Origin of the sequence: Lysobacter enzymogenes, from assembly GCF_017168095.1 — a bacterium.
Classification (GTDB): Bacteria; Pseudomonadota; Gammaproteobacteria; order Xanthomonadales; family Xanthomonadaceae; genus Lysobacter; species Lysobacter enzymogenes_D.
In genome coordinates, this window is the sequence record NZ_LXSD01000426.1 from 1 (window position 1) to 16,075 (window position 16,075).

A 16,075-nucleotide genomic window follows, 5' to 3' on the forward strand; every position below is an offset into this window, starting at 1 on the left:
CTGGCCTTGCGCGCGCAGGCGCTGGCCGCGCTCGGCCGCGCCGGCGAGGCCTACGGCCTGCTCGGCGCGCTGCGCCAGAGCAACGCCTGGCCGGCCGCGCAGCTGAGCCGGCTGGAAGCGCAATGGGCCGAAGCCGCGCTGCGCGAAGCCGCCGACGCCAACGTGCTGGCCGACCTGTGGGAAAGCCTGCCCAAGCCGCTCAAGAACGAACCCGCCGCGGTCGCCGCCTACGCCGAGCGCGCCGCCGACATGCGCTGGGAAGAAGCCGCGGCGAAGAGCCTCGAGCAGGCGCTGGACGCGCGCTGGGACGAATCGCTGGCGGCGCTGTACGGACGCCTGCCGATCGGCCGCCTCGATGCCCGCCGCGCCCAGGCCGAACGCTGGCTGGCCGGACACTCGGGTAGCCCCGGTCTGCTGCTGAGCCTGGCCCGGCTGGCGCGCACCCAGGGCCAATGGCCGCAGGCCGAGGCCTATCTGCACCGCGCGCTGGCCCAGGGCGCCGGCAGCGAGGCCTGGGAAGAACTCGGCCACGGCTTCGCCCAGGCCGGCGACGAAAGCCGCGCGCGCCTGAGCTACCTCAACGCATTGCGCGCCGCGCGCGGCGAAGCGCCGAGCGAACTGCCCGGCCGCGATCTGCGCCAGAAGCTGTTCGACCAAGCGGTGGTGGAAGAGCGCGACGAGTTCGGCATGCCGCGCCTGCGCGGTTGAGCGGTTGAGCGGTTGAGCGGTTGAGCAGTTGAGTGGCTCAGCAGTTGAGCGGCTGAGCAGTTGAGTGGTTGCGCGGTTGCGCCGTGGCAGGGATTTCAGTCCCGATGCCTTGCGGCCCGCTCGCCGCGCGCTCGCGTCGCGGCTGAGACGAAAGCATCGGGACTGAAGTCCCTCCCACAAAAACCCGTTGCGCTCGCTACTGCATCGCCCGCTCGGCGTTTTGCCGTTGTGGGAGGGATTTCAGTCCCGACGCCCTTCGCTCGATTCGCGCGCCGCACAGCGCTACTCAAGCATCGCCGCCGCGAAACCTCGGCAACCCCGCAAGGAACTCCGCGCCCGCGCCGCCGAAACGCGCGTACCGCTCGGTGATGCGCTTGGCATACAGCATGCGCCCGGCGATCACGGCGACCAGGATCGAAGCCAGCAACAACGCGCCCGACAGCGCGAACAGCGGCCCCGACTCGTTCATCCCGGCCGCGATCAAGCTCAGCACGCACGCGCCCAGGCAGCTCAGCGCGCCCACGATCAGCCGCGAGCGGCGCCGCGCGTGCCGTTCGCACAGGGTCGATTGCAGCGTGCACTTCTTGCGCACGACCAGCGAGACGATCAGGAAGATCAGCAAGTTCAGCAGCACCAGCAGCAGCCACCACGCGCTCTGCCAGTAGTAGGTCTTCTGCAGCCGGGCCTGGCCCGGCGCGTTGCACTTGACGCAGCGGCCGGGCAGCCGCGCGTCGCGCAGGGTCACCAGGTCGGGACCGTCGCGCCACGGGCCGCGGCGGTCGTCGGATTCGCTCGACGTCTCGTCGAAGGCGCTCTGCGGCGCCTGGTACGGATTGAAGTTCTGCATGGTGCGCCCTGTCGCTGCCGCGCTTCCGGCCCCGGGCCCCCTGCCCGGCGCGGCGTCCGCTGCGGCCGTTCCCCGCCGCCATCGTATCGCCGCGGGCGCGCCGGACAAAAGCGCCCGCGCTGCCGCGAACGAAAACGGCGCCTCGCGGCGCCGTCTTCGCGCCATCCACGGCCGCCGCTCAGCGCAGCGGCACGGTCAACGTCGCCGGACTCGCGGCCGGCGAACTGAAGCTCACCGTGCCGCCGATGCGGCTGGCGCCGGCGTAGCGCGCATCGTCGGTGTCGACCACCAGCACCAGGCGGCGGCCCGGCGGAATGTCCCAACTGGTCGCTTCCAGGCGCAGGTCGAGGTTCTGCGCCACGCCCGGCCGCGCGCCGCGCAGCGACACCGGCTTGTGGCTCAGCAACTGGCCGGTGCCGAGCAGGTCGACGCTGTAGAGATAGGCGAACAGGCTGACCTCGCTCTGGCTCGGCGTCACCGTGATGCGCAGCTGCGGCATGCCGCTGAGCTGGGCGCCGCTCCAGTACACCGGCGACTGCCACACCGCCGCGCCGGCGCGCGCGACCAGCGGGATCGACGCGGTCGGCGCGACCTGCAGCGACTGCAGGAAACCGCTGACCATGGCCACGCCCGAATCGGCCACGGTCGGCACGCCGGTGAGGATGGAATGGCTCCAGCCCACGCTCGGCGCATCGCGCAACTCGCCGGTCGGCGCGATCAGGCCGCCGGGCTTGCTCAGCGCGAACACGGTCGCGCCGCTCTGCACCGCGGCCCAGTCGGCGTAGCCGCGCCAATCGCCGTCCTGCGACTTCAGCCGTACCGCCGGTTCGCGCGGCACGCCGTTGTCGATGCCCTTGAGGTGATGGTCGAACCAGCGCTGCACCGCGGTGTAGGTCTCGTTCGGCAGGCCCAGCGCGCCGGGCGCTTCGACCGTGGCGTGGTCGCCATGCGCGAACAGCAACTGCTTGGGCCCGCTCAGCGCGTTGTAGAAATCCACGTACTGGCCGGGCGGGAACAGGCTGTCGTTGAAGGCGTTGGCCAGCAGCACCGCGGTGCCGTTGCGGTTCAGCGCGGCGACCTCGGTCATCGGGCTGCGCTGCGGCACGATCGGCAACAAGCCGGCGACGGCGCCGTCGAAATCGCCCAGGGCGATGCGCGCGGTGGCCTGGGCCAGTTCCGGGCCGGGCCGGCCGGTCAGCGCGCCGGCGACCACCAGCAGCGCCGCGCCCTGCTGGCTGACGGTGCGGTTGGCGTACAGCGAGGCTTCCAGATCAGCCCAGCCGCTCAGCGCGGCGACCGCCTTGATGCGCGGATCGCGCTCGGCGGCGAGCAGGCTGATGCCGGCGCCGTAGGAAATGCCGCTGGCGCCGATCCGGTTCGGATCCGAGGGCGTGTTCGCCAGCGCCCAGTCGATCACCGAACTGACGTCCTCGACCGTGCCCGGCCCGGCGATGTCGATCTGCCCGGCCGAATCCCAGAACCCGCGCGAGGTATAGCTCACCACCACATAGCCCTTGCCCGCGAGCTGGCCGGCGCGGCCGACGTACTCCAGGTTCGGCACGCCCCAGCTGGCCGGCATCACCAGCAGCGGGAACGGGCCCGGGCCCTGGTCCTTGGGCACCATCACGAAGGCGCCCATCTGCGCTCCGTCCCAGCCGGCGATGCGTTGGTACTGGCCGTTGAAACCGCCGGCATAGGCGGCCGGGGCGAACAGGCCCAGGAACAGCAACAGGAACGACAGCCACCACGTTTGGATCCTGCGCATGAGTCGTCCCCTCCCAAGGACCGGTCCTGCACGAATGGATACGTTTGCGTATGGTTTACCGCCCAGCGACCGTACCACTGCGCATGGAGGGCAACAACGTGGCGAGTCGGGCAACCAGGTGAACGTGGGCGACCTGGGTCACGGAATGCGTGGAAGAGGTGCCAGGAGGCGCGATATATCCGCCTTCTTGTGGCGAAAAATCCGTCCAGGCAGCCACAGCAGAGCGACGTTTGCAGGAGGGACTTCAGGCCCGATGCCCTCCTGTCAGCCGCGATTGGCGTTCGCCGCAGTGGAGCGAAAGGCATCGGGCCCGAAGGCCCTCCCACAGACTTCGCGCTATGCCACATACCCACGGCCAGAGAGGTGCCGCGGTGGCCGACTCCAGTTCCGACGCCCAGACAGCCGGAGGACAGCGGCTTTTGTGGGAGGCCTTCAGTCCCGATGCCTTTCGGTCAGCCGCCATGAGCGCTCACCGCATCGGAGCGAAAGGCATCGGGCCTGAGGGCCCTCCTACAGGCTTCGGGCACGCACCGCTCAGAAGTCGACGATCTCGCCGTTCTCGTCCAGGCGCGCATGCGCCACGCTGCGGTCGCGGATCAGCTTGAGCTGCGCTTCGACGATCTTGCGCAGGTACGCGGCATCCTCGGCCTCGACCTGCTTGCCGGGAAAGCCGGCGTCGGCGCGCAGCGCTTCGAAGCTGGCGCGGGCGTCGTCGAAGCGGCCCAGGCGCCGCTGCAGTTCGCCGACCAGCATGCGCGAGTGATAGGCGCGGTCGCTGCCGGCTTCGCGCGCGGCGCGCTGCTGCCAGGCCGCCAGCGCCTGCTCGGCGTAGCGCGGATAGCGGCGCGCGCCGGCTTCCCAGGTCGCGGCCAGCAGGATCTGCGCGACCTCGTCCTGCGACGCGCCGAAGTAGGCCTGCTGCTTGGCCAGCCGGTAGTACGGCGTGTCCTCGGCGGCCCAGCGGCGATAGTCGGGCGACGCCACGAACGCGCGCAGCCGCGCCAGTTCGGCTTCGCTGTATTCGCGTTTTTCGCCGACCACGAAGCCGTTGTCCGGACACACCGGCAACGGCCCGGGCGAGGCGATGGGGCCGAATTCCTGGCCGTCGAAGTAGCGGCCGAACGAGGTGCCCGACACCGCGACGCGGGCGGAGAAGGATTTTCCGTCGACGGGGCAGACGATCTGCATGTCGAGGATTTTCATCGCCGGCGCGGACAGCGGGGCCAGGCCGAGGGCGAGCGACAACGCGATAAGCAGGCGCATGACAGATCCTTGTCGTGACGGAAGCGGCATTGTGCCTCAAAGCGCGAAGGCGAGGCCGTGGCGGTCGGGATGTGCGGCCGGAGACGGTGCGAGGGCGAAGCGGCGGGGACAAGAGCGTCGGGACTGAAGTCCCTCCCACAGGAGCTTCGGACACAAGCTGCTGAAGCTCCTCCCACAAGAGCCTCGGACACAAGCTGCTGAAGCTCCTCCCACAAGCGCTTCGGACAGAAGCTTCATGCTGCTTTTTTGTGGGAGGGCCTTCAGGCCCGATGCTTTCCGATCCGGCGCATCGCCTCCCAAAACAGCGGGGCCGAAGCTTCGCAGCTTCGGCCCCGATAAGACCCGCGATACCGCGGCGCGCCGCCGCAGCGCTCAGCGCTCCAGGATCGCCACCACGCCCATGCCGCCCGCGGTGCAGATCGAAATCAGGCAACGGCCGCCACCGCGCTGCTTGAGCTCCTTGGCGGCGGTGGCGACGATGCGCGCACCGGTCGCGGCGAAGGGATGGCCGGCGGCCAGCGAGGAACCGTTCGGATTGATCTTGGCCGGGTCGATCTTGCCCAGCGGCGCATCCAGGCCGAGCCGGTTCTTGCAATAGTCCTCGCTCTCCCACGCGCGCAGCGTGCACAGCACCTGCGCGGCGAAGGCCTCGTGGATTTCGTAGATGTCGAAATCCTGCAGGGTCAGGCCGTTGCGCTTGAGCATCTCCGGCACCGCCACGGTCGGCGCCATCAGCAGGCCCTCGCCGTGGACGAAGTCGACCGCGGCCACCTGCGCATCGCGCAGGTAGCACAGCACTTCGTGGTTGTGCGCCTGCGCCCATTCCTCCGACGCCAGCAGGCAGGCCGCGGCGCCGTCGGTCAACGGAGTCGAGTTGGCCGCGGTGAGGGTGCCGCGCCCGGAGGTCTTGTCGAACGCCGGCTTCAGCGTGGCCAGCTTTTCCAGCGAGGAATCGGCGCGCAGGATGTTGTCGCGCGAAACGCCGCGGAAGCTCACCACCAGGTCGTCGAAGAAACCGCGCTCGTAGGCGGCGGCCAGCTTCTGGTGCGAGGACAGCGCCCACTCGTCCTGCGAATCGCGCGAGATGTTCCACTGCTTGGCCATGTCCTCGCAGTGATCGCCCATGCTCTTGCCGGTGCGCGGTTCGGCCACGCCGGGGAACTCGGGCTTGAGCTCGCGCAGGTGGAAGCCCTTGAACGCGGCGATCTTGTCCTTGGTGGTCTTGGCCCGCGCAGCCTGCAACAGGCGCCGGCGCAGGCTGCGGCCGTAGACGATCGGCACGTCGGAGGTGGTGTCCGAACCGCCGCCGATGCCGGCCTCGATCTGCCCGGTGGCGATCTTGTTGGCGATGGTGATGATCGAATCCAGCGAGGTGCCGCAGGCGCGCTGCAGGGTGATGCCCGGAGTCAGCGGCGACAGCCCGGACGACAGCGCGGCTTCGCGGCCGAGGTTCCAGTCGCTGCTGTGCTTGATCACCGCGCCCATCGCCACCTCGCCGAGCTGCTGGCCGTGCAGGCCGAACTTCTCGACCAGCGCGCCGAGCGTGCGCACCGACATTCCCAGGTTGCCGACGTCCGCATAGGCGGTGTTCTGCCGGCAGAACGGGATTCGCACGCCACCGAGCACGGCGACGGGACGGTTTTGACGCATCGGCAGCACCTCTGAAGAAGCGGTTTCGGGGAACTCGCGCGGGCCCGCGGGGCAGAGCGGGCATAATGTGGCCCAGTGTAGCGCCGCCAGCGCGCTCTACCAAACGCCAGCGTATCCTCGGTGACCATGACCCCCGAAAGCCCTTCCGTCCGCGGCCCCGCCGCGCCCCTGCACGTCCTCGGCGCGCTCGCCCTGGAGCTCAAGGGCGACGCCGCCGTGGAACGCAGCGCCCTCGCCCGCCAGGACGCCGGCGCCCTGTCGGAGAAGATCGCCCGCGACCTGGCCGGCTTCGCCGCCGACACCGCGGCGCTGGACCTGGTCACCGTCGGCGCCCATTACGACCCGGTCGAGCTGCTGCGCCCGGGCTGGCCGCTGCACCGCGAACTCGACGAACTGGCCGCGCGCGCGCCGCGCGAGCGCGGCGCCGAACAGGCCGGCCGGGTCATCGCCTTCGGCGCCCACGACGACCAGTTGCCCGGCGCGCTGACGCCCTCGCCCGACTTCGCCGGCGGCCCGCTGCGGCTGGTGCCGTTCGCCCTGAGCGGCTCGCCCGAACTGGTCGCCCGGGTCGGCGAGACCCTCGAATCCAGCCTGCTCGAACGCGGCATGGCCGGCGCCGACACCGCGCTGGCGGCGCAGGCCGCGTTCGGCCTCAAGGTCGAGCACGCCCGCTACCTCACCGTGCACGACCTGACCGCGATGATGGCCATGCAGTACGAGCACGCCGGCCTGGGCCCGCTGTGGCCGCTGCTGGAAACCGCGCTGCTGCAGCCCGAAGGCGAGGAATGGCTCGACGCCGCGCCCGAACCGCTGGTGCACTACGCCGACGGCGAAGCCCGCATCGCCCTGTTCTCGCCGGCCGCCTGGCATGCGCGCTACGCGCCCGAGGCGCCGTGCGACACCGCCGAGTGCCGCGACAAGCTCAACCGCCGCTACCAGCACTTCGAAGCGCGGCTGCGGCAGATCTCGGCGGTGCTCGGCGCGCACGGGGTGCCGGTGACGTTCGTGCACTGCGACGGCGATTACCAGCCCGGCGACTTGTGAATCCGGCCCGGCGGCGCCGGGTTCAGTCCTTGAACTTGCCTACCCGGCGGCCGCAGGCGAGGTAGCGCTCGTGCGAACGCCAGGCCTCGTCGAGGCTGGGCTCGCGGATGCGTTCGAACAGCTTCTTGAGGGTTTCTTCGTCGTTCGCGTCACAGGCGAAGCTGGCGTAGTTCTGCAGGTTCCACTGATCCGGGTAGCGCGCGATCACGTCCTCGAAGCCGGCGCGCATGCGGTCCCAGTTGGCTCGCGTGTCAGCGAACAGCTCGCCCTCGTATTCGATTTGCGAGACGTACCAATACATGCGCGCGTACATCCCGCGGCCTTCGGTTTTCTGGGTGCGGGCGACCGCTTCGCTGGTGAAGTGCTCGATCTGCTCGGCGCTGCCGTGCCATTTTGGCAGCAAGGATTGCAGCATCGCGAAGTACATCGGGTAGTACGCCGGGAATTTTTCCAGCCCCTCATCGAAAATCGCAAACGGGGACTTCTGCCGGGCACGCAGCAGGTCGATCGCCTGTTCGTAATATTCGGGCCGGGCCGCAACGATGGCCTTCTCCGCGTCGAGATAGTCCTGCGCTCGCCCCAACCAATCGAAGAACGGCCGCCAGTTGCGCTCTTCAACGCTGGCGGCGTAGCCGTTACCGCGGATCGCCCAGGCGCGCGCAACCATCAGATCCGCACGCAACAGCCGGGCCAAGGCCGACTGCGGGCGTTCGCGCAACCACTGCTGCAGCAACTCGTCGCGGGCGACATAGGCCTCGTCGCTCTTGGCTGCGGCGCGCAAGGCCGCGAGCCACATGCCGCTTTTCCACAAACCGCTGGGCGTTCGTTCGGACTGCAGCGCATAGTCGTCGTATACCCGATCCAACTCGGCGAAATCGCGCGCTGCGAACAGCTTGCGCGCACGCGCCGGCAGCTGCTGACGAATCTCCATCTCCGGGCTGTTCTTGAACACCGCCGCCAGGTGTTGCTGACGCTTGATCTCGCGTTCGTAGTCGGCCGGATAGAACTCGCGCAAGTCTTCGAGCGTCGGGTTTCGCCGACGCTCAAGCTCCTTCATACGCTGCTCGAACTGAGCGCGCCCGAGCGCCTTGCGCTCGGCGATGAGCGCCTTTTGCGCGGCGATCTGCTGCTCGCGGGTCAGTCCTGCAGGAATCGACGGCACCGCAGGCGCGACGGATGTATTGGACGACGATGTGGCCGACGGAGGCTCGGCATGCGCAGACATCGCCCAGGCGAGCGCTAACGACACCCCTAACAGCCCGGTACGGGCCAGGCGCCTTCCTTGCATGACACTCTTCCTTTCAGGATCGATTCGGAAATCGGCAAGTCGGAACTCAGAACCCGGACTCGTAGATCCGGTACCCGCTCTCGTTCATCCCCTGCGAGCGGTAGGTGTTCTGCGCGGCGATGTTCTCGCGCTCGACGTACAGACGCAAGCCGACAACGGCAGGATCGGCCTGCGCCAAAGCCGCTACGTGACTATGCAGTGCATCGTATACACCCTGCCGCCGATGCTCAGGGTCGACATAAACGCTCTGAATCCACCACCACTCGCCGTTGCGCCAATCGCTCCATTCCCGCGTCAGCATCAACGTGCCCGCGGGGACGGCGATGGTTTCGCGGCCAGCGGTGTCGGCTTCGCGCATGGCGACGAAGTAGCGCGCCTTGGCCGGATCGCCCAGGCCGGCGGCGACGCCGGCGTGGACGGTGGCCGGGTCCAGGCGCTTGTGCTCGGTTTCCCAGGCCATCGCGATCATCCATTGCGCGATCAGATCGCAGTCGGCGGGCGCGGCGTCGCGGATGCGCAGGCGGGTCATGGCGGTGGCTTCGGTGGTGGAAGTGGAGGATTGCCGTTGCGTCGAACTGCCCGCCGACGGCGGCGACGCCGTCGGTGGGAGGGACTTCAGTCCCGGTGCTTTGCGCTCAGCCGCTGCGGACCCGCACGCGATGACATCGCAGCGGTGGCCCTGCGCGACCATGAGGCTCGATCATCGACTTGCGCTGGCTCCTGCGTCCCGCCGCTTCCGGGTTTCCAGCAGCGGTGAACATCGCCGCGCCGGCGCGAACAGCTTCGGGCCTGAAGGCCCTCCCACAAGTCGAACAGCTTCGGGCCTGAAGGCCCTTCTACAAGTCGAACAGCCTCGGGCTAACAAGCCCTGCCGCGAATCAGCGGCCGGTCTTGATCACGCCGCAGGCCAGGCGCGCGCCGGCGTTGCCGGTCGGCTGGCTCTTGTAGTCGTCCGGCGAGGCGTGGACGATCACCGCGCGGCCGGCGACGTCGTTGGGCGCGCCGCCGCCGAGGGTCACGCCGCTGGCGTGCGCATCGACCTTGGCCACGCCTTCGGCGTTGGCGACCAGGTTGTCCATGTCGCCGGCGTGGTGCGCGCCGTGGTCGACCTGGCCGTGCGGCTGCGCGGCCGGATTGAAATGGCCGCCCGCGCTGGTGGCGTCGGCGGCGCTGCAATCGCCTTTCTCGTGGATGTGGATGGCGTGGGTGCTGTTGGGAGTCAGGCCGCCGATCTCGCCGGTGAGGTGCACGCCGTCGCCCATCGGCCGCACGGTGAGCTTGCCGCTGACCAGGCTGCCGGAGGCCGAGGCCAGCACCACGGTGGCCGAGCTGGCGGTGGACACCGGCTTGGCGCTGGCGGCCGGCGGCGGCGTGGGTTTGACGGTCTGGCCGCCGCAGGCCGCGAGCGCGGCGGTGGCGGCGGCGAGTACGGCGATGCGAAGAGTCGCGGACATGGCGGTGCTCCTGTGTCGGCGGCGTCGCGCGGCGACGCCCGGTCGTGGGTCCGACGCTAGCTGGGCCTGGGTTCAGCGCGAGTGAAGCGCGCGAAGGCGTGGCGGCGCGGCGTGTGTGGTGGCCTTGCGCCGCGATTATGGCGGCGATGCGGGCGGTCGCGCCACGGCGCGGGCGAGTCGCCAAGCGGTGCATCGTTGCGTTGCGGCAAAGGCGGCGTCGCTGCGAGGTGCGAGCCGCGTTGCGATCGTGCGTGCGGTCCCGGCGGTTGTGGGAGGGTCTTCAGGCCCGACGCTTTTCGCTCCGATGCCCAGCCCCCCGAAGTCGAGCGTCGTCGCAGCGGGAACAAGAGCGTCGGGCCTGAAGGCCCTCCCACAAGTGCACGGCCGCACAGCGAAGTCGCCGCCGACCGATTCGCGCAAGACCGGGCTCAGTTGCGACGACGGCCCGACCCGAGCTTGCGCGTCAGCGTGTTGCGGCCCAGGCCCAAGCGCGCGGCGGCCTCGGTGCGGCGTCCACCTGTGTGCGCCAGCGCAGCTTCCAGCAACGCGCGGTCGAAACGCTCGCGCGCGTCCGCGTGCAGGTTCGCGCGGCCTTCGGCCAGTTGCGCGCGCGCCCAGGCCGACAGCAGCGCTTCCCACGATTCGCCGGCGGCAGCCGCGGCCGCGGCCGCCGGTTCGGCGCCGAGCGCGTCGTCCAGATCCTCGCGCGCGATCGCCTCGCCCGGCGCCAGCGCGGCCAGGCGCCAGCACACGTTCTCCAGTTCGCGCACGTTGCCGGGCCAGTCGTGCGCCATCAGCCGTTCCAGCGCGGGCTTGGACAGGCGCTTGAGCGGCGCGCCGAAGCGCTGCGCGGCGGCGGCGAGGAAACGCTCGGCCAGTTGCGGCACGTCGCCGCGGCGCTCGCGCAGCGGCGGCAGGCGCAGGCGCACCACGTCCAGGCGGTGCAGCAGGTCGGCGCGGAAGCGTCCCTGCGCGACCAGGCCTTCCAGATCCTGATGGGTCGCCGCGATCACCCGCACATCGACCCGGATCAGCTCGCGCCCGCCGACGCGGAAGAACTCGCCCTCGGCCAGCACGCGCAGCAGCCGGGTCTGCAGCGGCAGCGGCATGTCGCCGATTTCGTCGAGAAACAGGCTGCCGCCGTGCGCCTGCTCGAAACGGCCGACGTGGCGGCGCTGGGCGCCGGTGAACGCGCCGGCCTCGTGGCCGAACAATTCGCTTTCCAGCAGCTCGGCCGGAATCGCCGCGGTGTTGAGCGCGACGAAGGGCCGCTGCGCGCGCGGCGATTCGCGATGCAGCGCGCGCGCGACCAGTTCCTTGCCGGTGCCGGTCTCGCCGGTGATCAGCACCGACAGCGGCGCCTGGGCGAGCCGGCCGATGGCGCGGAACAAGGTCAGCATCGCCGGCGTGTCGCCGATCAAGATGTCGGCGGCGGCCGCCTCGGCTTCGGGCTCGGCCGAGATTTCCGGCGCGCTGGTCGCCAAGGTGCGCGCGGCCAGCGCCACCGCTTCGTCCAGGTCGAACGGCTTGGACAGGAACTCCTGGGCGCCGCCGCGGAACGCGCCGGCGGTGCTGGCCACGTCGGTGTAGGCGCTCATCACCACCACCGGCAGCGACGGCGCGCGCGCCTTGAGTTTTTCCAGCAAGGCCAGCCCGCTGTCGCCGGGCATGCGCACGTCGGTGAACAGCAGGTCCGGCGCGCCGCGCTGTTCCAGCGCGCTGAGCGCGTCGGCGGCGTTCTCGAAACCGTCCACGGCGTAGCCGGCCTCGCGCAGCGCGGTGGCGAGCACGAACCGGACCGAACGGTCGTCGTCGACGACCCAGATGCGCGCGGCGCTCATGCGCTCTCCTGCGTCGATGCGGCTGCGCCGTCCTCGATGTGCATCGGCAGCAGCAGGGTGAATACGGTATGGCCCGGCCGCGAGCGGTAGGTCAGCGAACCGCGGTGTTCGCGCGCGACCTGCTGCGCCAGCGCCAGCCCCAGGCCGCTGCCTTCGGCGCGGCCCGACACCAGCGGCAGGAACAACTGCTCGGCCAGTTCCTCGGGCACGCCGCGGCCGTCGTCGATGATTTCCAGGCGCAGCGCGATCGGGTGCGCGCTGTCGCCGATGCGCGCGCCGTGCTCGACCCGGGTGCGCAGGTGGACGTGGTTGGCGCCGGCCTCGATCGCGTTGCGCGCCAGGTTCCACACCGCCTGCATCAAGCGGTCGGCGTCGCCGGCGAACTCGGGCAGGCTCGGGTCGTAGTCGCGCACCAGCCGCACCGCCCAGCCGGCGTCGGCCTCGGCCAGACGCAGCACCCGTTCGAGCACGGCGTGGATGTTGAGCGGCGCGTGCGGCCGCGGCGGCGCCGGCGTCAGCAGGCGATCGACCAGGCCGGCGAGGCGGCCCACTTCGCTGTCGATCAATTCCACCAGCTCGCGCGAATCGGCGTCGTCGACGCGGCGCGCGAGCAGTTGCGCGGCGCCCTTCAGGCCGGCGAGCGGATTGCGCAGTTCGTGGGCGAGGCCCTTGAGCGAGGCCGACAGCGCCGACGGCAGCAACAGCGCCGGATCGTCGCCGGGGAATTCGTCGACCGGATGCGCCTCCAGCAACCAGCCGCCGTCGTCGCGCCGGCTCAGCCACAGGTCGGCGAAACGCTCCTCGCCGTCGCCGTAACGCAGGCGCATGCGGCGCATGCGCAGCGGCGCTTCGTCGCCGCCGGCGCGCGCCACCGCCAGCGCCAGACGGCCGTCGCCAGCGTCGAGCCCGGCCAGCGGCCAGCCCAGCAGGCGCCGCGCGCCGATGCCGAACCAGCGCGAGAACGCGAGGTTGCAGCCGGTCAGGGCGCCGGCCGCGTCGCTCCAGGCCACCGGGGTGGTGAGGGCGTCGAGGCTGAGGTCGGCGGAAAACGCGGGATCGGGCGGCATTGCACCATCTTAGTGCAAAGCACCGTCCGGCGCGGCGGCGTTGCGCGCGCGCCGCACCCGATCGGATCGGACCTCGCGCCCCGTCCGAACCGCTACAGCCCGGGTCGCGGCGCGGCCGTCGTCTCCGCCTGCTGGGCCGCCGCGTGCGCAGGGGCCTGGGCCTGCCTGCGCTGCGCCGATTCCAGCGCCGCCTGGCTGGCCTGCGAGGACTGCTCGAGCGGCGTCGCCAACCCGCGCTGGACGTCCACGGCCGCCAGATGGTTGACCGGCCCGCTCATGCCGCCGAGCACGCCGATCACCATCGAACGGTCGTTGTTGAACACCACGTGGTCGATCTTCGCCTGCGGAAACGCATCCTTCTGGCCCAGCGCCTGGGCGACGACCGCCGCGGCCAGCGCTTGCTTCTGTTCCGGGGTGAAGGCGGCAGCCGGGATGTTCGGCGACCGATCGAACGCGTCCAGCGCCTGCCGGTACATCGCATGCCCCGGGTGTCCCGATTGCGGCAACGTCGGCTCCTGCGCGCCGCGCGCCTGCTGGGCGGGGGAAGCGGTCGGAGCGGACGCAGCGCCCGGAGGCGTCGCAGTACCTGGAGGCGTTGGAGTTCCCGCAGGCGTCGATGTACCTGGCGGCGCCGGAGTTCCCGCAGGCGTCGAAGTACCTGGCGGCGCCGCAGTGCCCGCAGGCGCCGGAGCGCCCGGTGCGGGCGGCGCAGGCGACGCCGTCCCGGTCGGGACATGCTTGTTCTTGTTGGGGCCGTCGTAGGTGTGATCGAAACGGCCCACCGTCGCCGGCGATGTGCTGGTGTCGCGGTAGGACTGCGATGCGGTCGAGCCGGCGGCGATCGAAATTCCGTTCTCTTCGAGCAGGGCCTCGTTGAATCCGAGGCTCTGCATGTTCAAGCGCATCTGCGAGGCATTGCCGTGCTTGGGCACCGCGATCTCGCGTTCGGCCCAGATCGCCAGGCCGACGACGCTGGCGCCGTAGTGGTTCTTGTAATCGGAGTGCCGGTACAGCCCCAGGTCCATCGAGTCGATCGCCGCGACGCCCGGCGTGCCCACCGGCGGCTGGTCGAAGTAGTGCTTGCCCATCGCTTCGACATTGCCCTTCGGCCCGGTCGTGGCGGTCAGGCTGTTGTCGGCGTTGAAGGTCAACCCGGCCTTGGCGACCGCCTTTCCGCTCGCGTCGAGCTCGACGAAATCGGCGACGCGCCAGCGCTCGGCCTTGTCCCACATGTCCTGCAGGCTGACCTCGGCCTTGCCGCTGCGCTGCTTCTCGTAGCTCAGCATCGCGTTCCAGCCGGCGATGTGCGACTCGGCCTCGTCGCGCCGATGCGCCTGCATGCGCGCGGCCGCGGCCGGGGTGTAGTCGTTGACCGGATTGGCGTCGCCGGCGACCGTGCGCAGCGCGGCGATGTAGGTCTGCCGGGAGCGGTCCAGATCCAGCCGGTTGAAGCCGTGCTCCAGCTCGTGCCCGAGCACGAAGGTCATGTTGTATTGGCTGTAGGTGGCCGACGCCAGCGAATCGGCGGTCAGGTTCATGCTGCGCTTGACCGGGTCGTAGCTGCCGCCCGCGCCGGGCGCGGAATTGAACTGGAAGCTGGTCAGGTGGCGGCTGCCCTCGTCGCGCACCGCGTCCTTGAAGCGGTCGACCAATACGGGCGAATCGTTGATCGTGCGTTCCAGGTTCTGGTGCATGTCGGCGCTGACGCCCGGCATGCGCGCGAACCGCAGGCTCATGTCCTGCAGCTTCAGCACCGCGCGCAGGTCCGGATCGACCGGCGCTGCGCCGCTGAGGACCGCGGCGGGGATCGCGATCTTGTTGCTGGCGAGGTCGTAGCGGCCGATCGACTCCGGCCCGGCCGGCGCCAGCACGAAGCCCTGCAGATGGCCGTTGGCCGCATCCTCGTTGAACGCGCGCAGCAAGGCCGGCGTGGCCTGGATCGTGGATTTGAGCTGCGTTACCTGCTCCGGGGTGACGCCGGGTTCGGCGGCGAACGCGTCGAGCGCAGCCTTGAGCTGCGGATTGATCGGCGCGGGCATTTAGCGGCTCCCCGCATCGGGCTGCGCCGCGGAGAAATCGCGCGCTTCAGCGCTGAGCACGCAGGCGCGCCCGCGCTGCGCCGGCGCGGCGGCGCGCTGGGTCACCAGCGACACCTGCAGCGAGCCGCGGTTGAACACGACGGTGGCCGTGCCCTTGTTCGCGTATTCGGCCGCGCTCGGCTCGGTCGGCCCTTCCAGGTAGCCCGCGCCCAGCAGCGAGTGGCGGAAGCCGTCGAGGTCGAGCTCGCAGACCGGGCCCAGATCGAGCGCGGCATTGTCCAGGCGATCGTCCGGATGCTCGAACGCCAGGCGCGCGAAGCGCGCGCCGGGCTGACCGTCGCCGTCGCCGAAGCTGGCGATGCCGGCCCATTTCCCGCCGGCGAATTCCTGGGTGAAGGCCTGGTAGCCGGATTCGTCCTCGAAGTACTGGCTGTCGCTGAGTTCCTGCGGCGGCAGGCCCATCGCCTTCCAGAACCGGCCGCGCTCGAAATCGCGCGCGGAGCGGATCTCGCCTGCGAACGCCAGCCATCGCCTGGCCAGCGTCTGCGCGGCCAATGCGGCGGGCGGCGCCGGGGTCGTTGCGTCGTGCATGTGAACCTCCTTCCTTGAGTGGTCCGGGGGCGGTGCGGCGGGCGGGCGCGCGGTCGCCAGGCACGCCGCGCAGGCCAACGCGGGCGCCAGCAGCAGCGCGGTGCGCGCAATGGCGGCGATGCGAATTCCAGGCATGGTCGGCCTGCTCCTTGGCTAGTCGGATCCGGGCCGCGCCGTCGGGGACGGGCGCCGCGCGGGCGATCGCGCGGCGCGCCTGCGCCGCTGCGGCCCAGTCTACGCGGGGCGGCCCATCCGGCAAGCGGGCGCGCCTGCGGCCCGGCGTACTTAACCACATGGTTGACAACAAGGCCGTGCAAGGTGTGAGCTAGCGTCCCGGGCGCCGCCAGGCCCCACCCGAGCACGGAGAACGTATGCAAGGCGAACTCGCAGGCAAGGTCGCCGTGGTCCACGGCGGCAGCGGCGCCATCGGCGGCGCGGTGGCGCGGGCGTTCGCGCGCGAAGGCGCGCGGGTGTTCCTGGCCGCGCGCGGGCGCGAACGGCTCGAGGCGACGGCGGCG

Annotated in this window: 14 protein-coding genes; 3 read left to right on the forward strand and 11 right to left on the reverse strand. The window is 70.7% G+C overall.

Translation table 11 applies throughout. The annotated features are described in order from the left end of the window. On the forward strand, window positions 1-708 hold a 708-nt coding region (locus A7A76_RS18470; protein ID WP_428995192.1), incomplete at its 5' end, for a heme biosynthesis protein HemY. A gap of 286 nt (window positions 709-994) precedes the next feature. On the opposite strand, the gene A7A76_RS18475 is transcribed toward A7A76_RS18470, so the two are convergent. The 4 genes from A7A76_RS18475 to A7A76_RS18490 all read right to left on the reverse strand — a co-directional run bounded on the left by A7A76_RS18475 (window position 995) and on the right by A7A76_RS18490 (window position 6,233). After that, window positions 995-1,555, reverse strand: a complete 561-nt coding sequence (locus A7A76_RS18475) for a hypothetical protein (protein ID WP_206412579.1) — start codon at window positions 1,553-1,555, stop codon at window positions 995-997. Between the two features lie 178 nt (window positions 1,556-1,733). After that, window positions 1,734-3,320, reverse strand: a complete 1,587-nt coding sequence (locus tag A7A76_RS18480; RefSeq protein ID WP_206412580.1) for a CocE/NonD family hydrolase — start codon at window positions 3,318-3,320, stop codon at window positions 1,734-1,736. A 534-nt stretch (window positions 3,321-3,854) separates the two neighbouring features. Further along, window positions 3,855-4,583, reverse strand: a complete 729-nt coding sequence (locus A7A76_RS18485; protein WP_206412581.1) for a hypothetical protein — start codon at window positions 4,581-4,583, stop codon at window positions 3,855-3,857. A 372-nt stretch (window positions 4,584-4,955) separates the two neighbouring features. Further along, window positions 4,956-6,233 carry an acetyl-CoA C-acetyltransferase gene (locus tag A7A76_RS18490; RefSeq protein WP_206412582.1) on the reverse strand — a complete coding sequence of 426 codons (1,278 nt, stop codon included), beginning with the start codon at window positions 6,231-6,233 and terminating at the stop codon, window positions 4,956-4,958. A gap of 126 nt (window positions 6,234-6,359) precedes the next feature. On the opposite strand from A7A76_RS18490, the gene A7A76_RS18495 reads away from it, so the two are divergent. Next, window positions 6,360-7,277, forward strand: coding sequence for a hypothetical protein (locus A7A76_RS18495; protein WP_206412583.1), 918 nt, complete (start codon window positions 6,360-6,362; stop codon window positions 7,275-7,277). Window positions 7,278-7,299: 22 nt separating this feature from the next. Here A7A76_RS18495 and A7A76_RS18500 read toward each other — a convergent pair whose 3' ends face one another. The 7 genes from A7A76_RS18500 to A7A76_RS18530 all read right to left on the reverse strand — a co-directional run bounded on the left by A7A76_RS18500 (window position 7,300) and on the right by A7A76_RS18530 (window position 15,557). Further along, entirely contained in the window at window positions 7,300-8,565 is a 1,266-nt protein-coding gene (locus A7A76_RS18500) for a DUF4034 domain-containing protein (protein ID WP_206412584.1), read from the reverse strand. Window positions 8,566-8,611: 46 nt separating this feature from the next. Next, window positions 8,612-9,094 (reverse strand): GNAT family N-acetyltransferase, encoded by a 483-nt coding sequence (locus tag A7A76_RS18505; RefSeq protein WP_206412585.1) that lies wholly within the window; start codon window positions 9,092-9,094, stop codon window positions 8,612-8,614. 349 nt (window positions 9,095-9,443) lie between these two features. Next, entirely contained in the window at window positions 9,444-10,019 is a 576-nt protein-coding gene (locus A7A76_RS18510) for a superoxide dismutase family protein (protein ID WP_096376447.1), read from the reverse strand. Between the two features lie 428 nt (window positions 10,020-10,447). Beyond that, on the reverse strand, window positions 10,448-11,860 hold the full coding sequence (gene ntrC / locus A7A76_RS18515) for a nitrogen regulation protein NR(I) (protein WP_206412586.1): 1,413 nt from the start codon (window positions 11,858-11,860) through the stop codon (window positions 10,448-10,450). Further along, window positions 11,857-12,927: a two-component system sensor histidine kinase NtrB gene (locus A7A76_RS18520; protein WP_206412587.1), complete on the reverse strand. Its 1,071-nt coding sequence runs from the start codon at window positions 12,925-12,927 to the stop codon at window positions 11,857-11,859. The genes ntrC and A7A76_RS18520 overlap by 4 nt, the downstream gene beginning before the upstream one ends. A gap of 92 nt (window positions 12,928-13,019) precedes the next feature. Then, entirely contained in the window at window positions 13,020-14,966 is a 1,947-nt protein-coding gene (locus A7A76_RS18525) for an XVIPCD domain-containing protein (protein ID WP_206412588.1), read from the reverse strand. Continuing rightward, window positions 14,967-15,557 carry a hypothetical protein gene (locus A7A76_RS18530; RefSeq protein WP_206412589.1) on the reverse strand — a complete coding sequence of 197 codons (591 nt, stop codon included), beginning with the start codon at window positions 15,555-15,557 and terminating at the stop codon, window positions 14,967-14,969. 371 nt (window positions 15,558-15,928) lie between these two features. Here A7A76_RS18530 and A7A76_RS18535 point away from each other — a divergent pair. Then, window positions 15,929-16,075 (forward strand): SDR family NAD(P)-dependent oxidoreductase (locus A7A76_RS18535; RefSeq protein WP_206412590.1); only part of this gene is annotated, 147 nt, incomplete at its 3' end.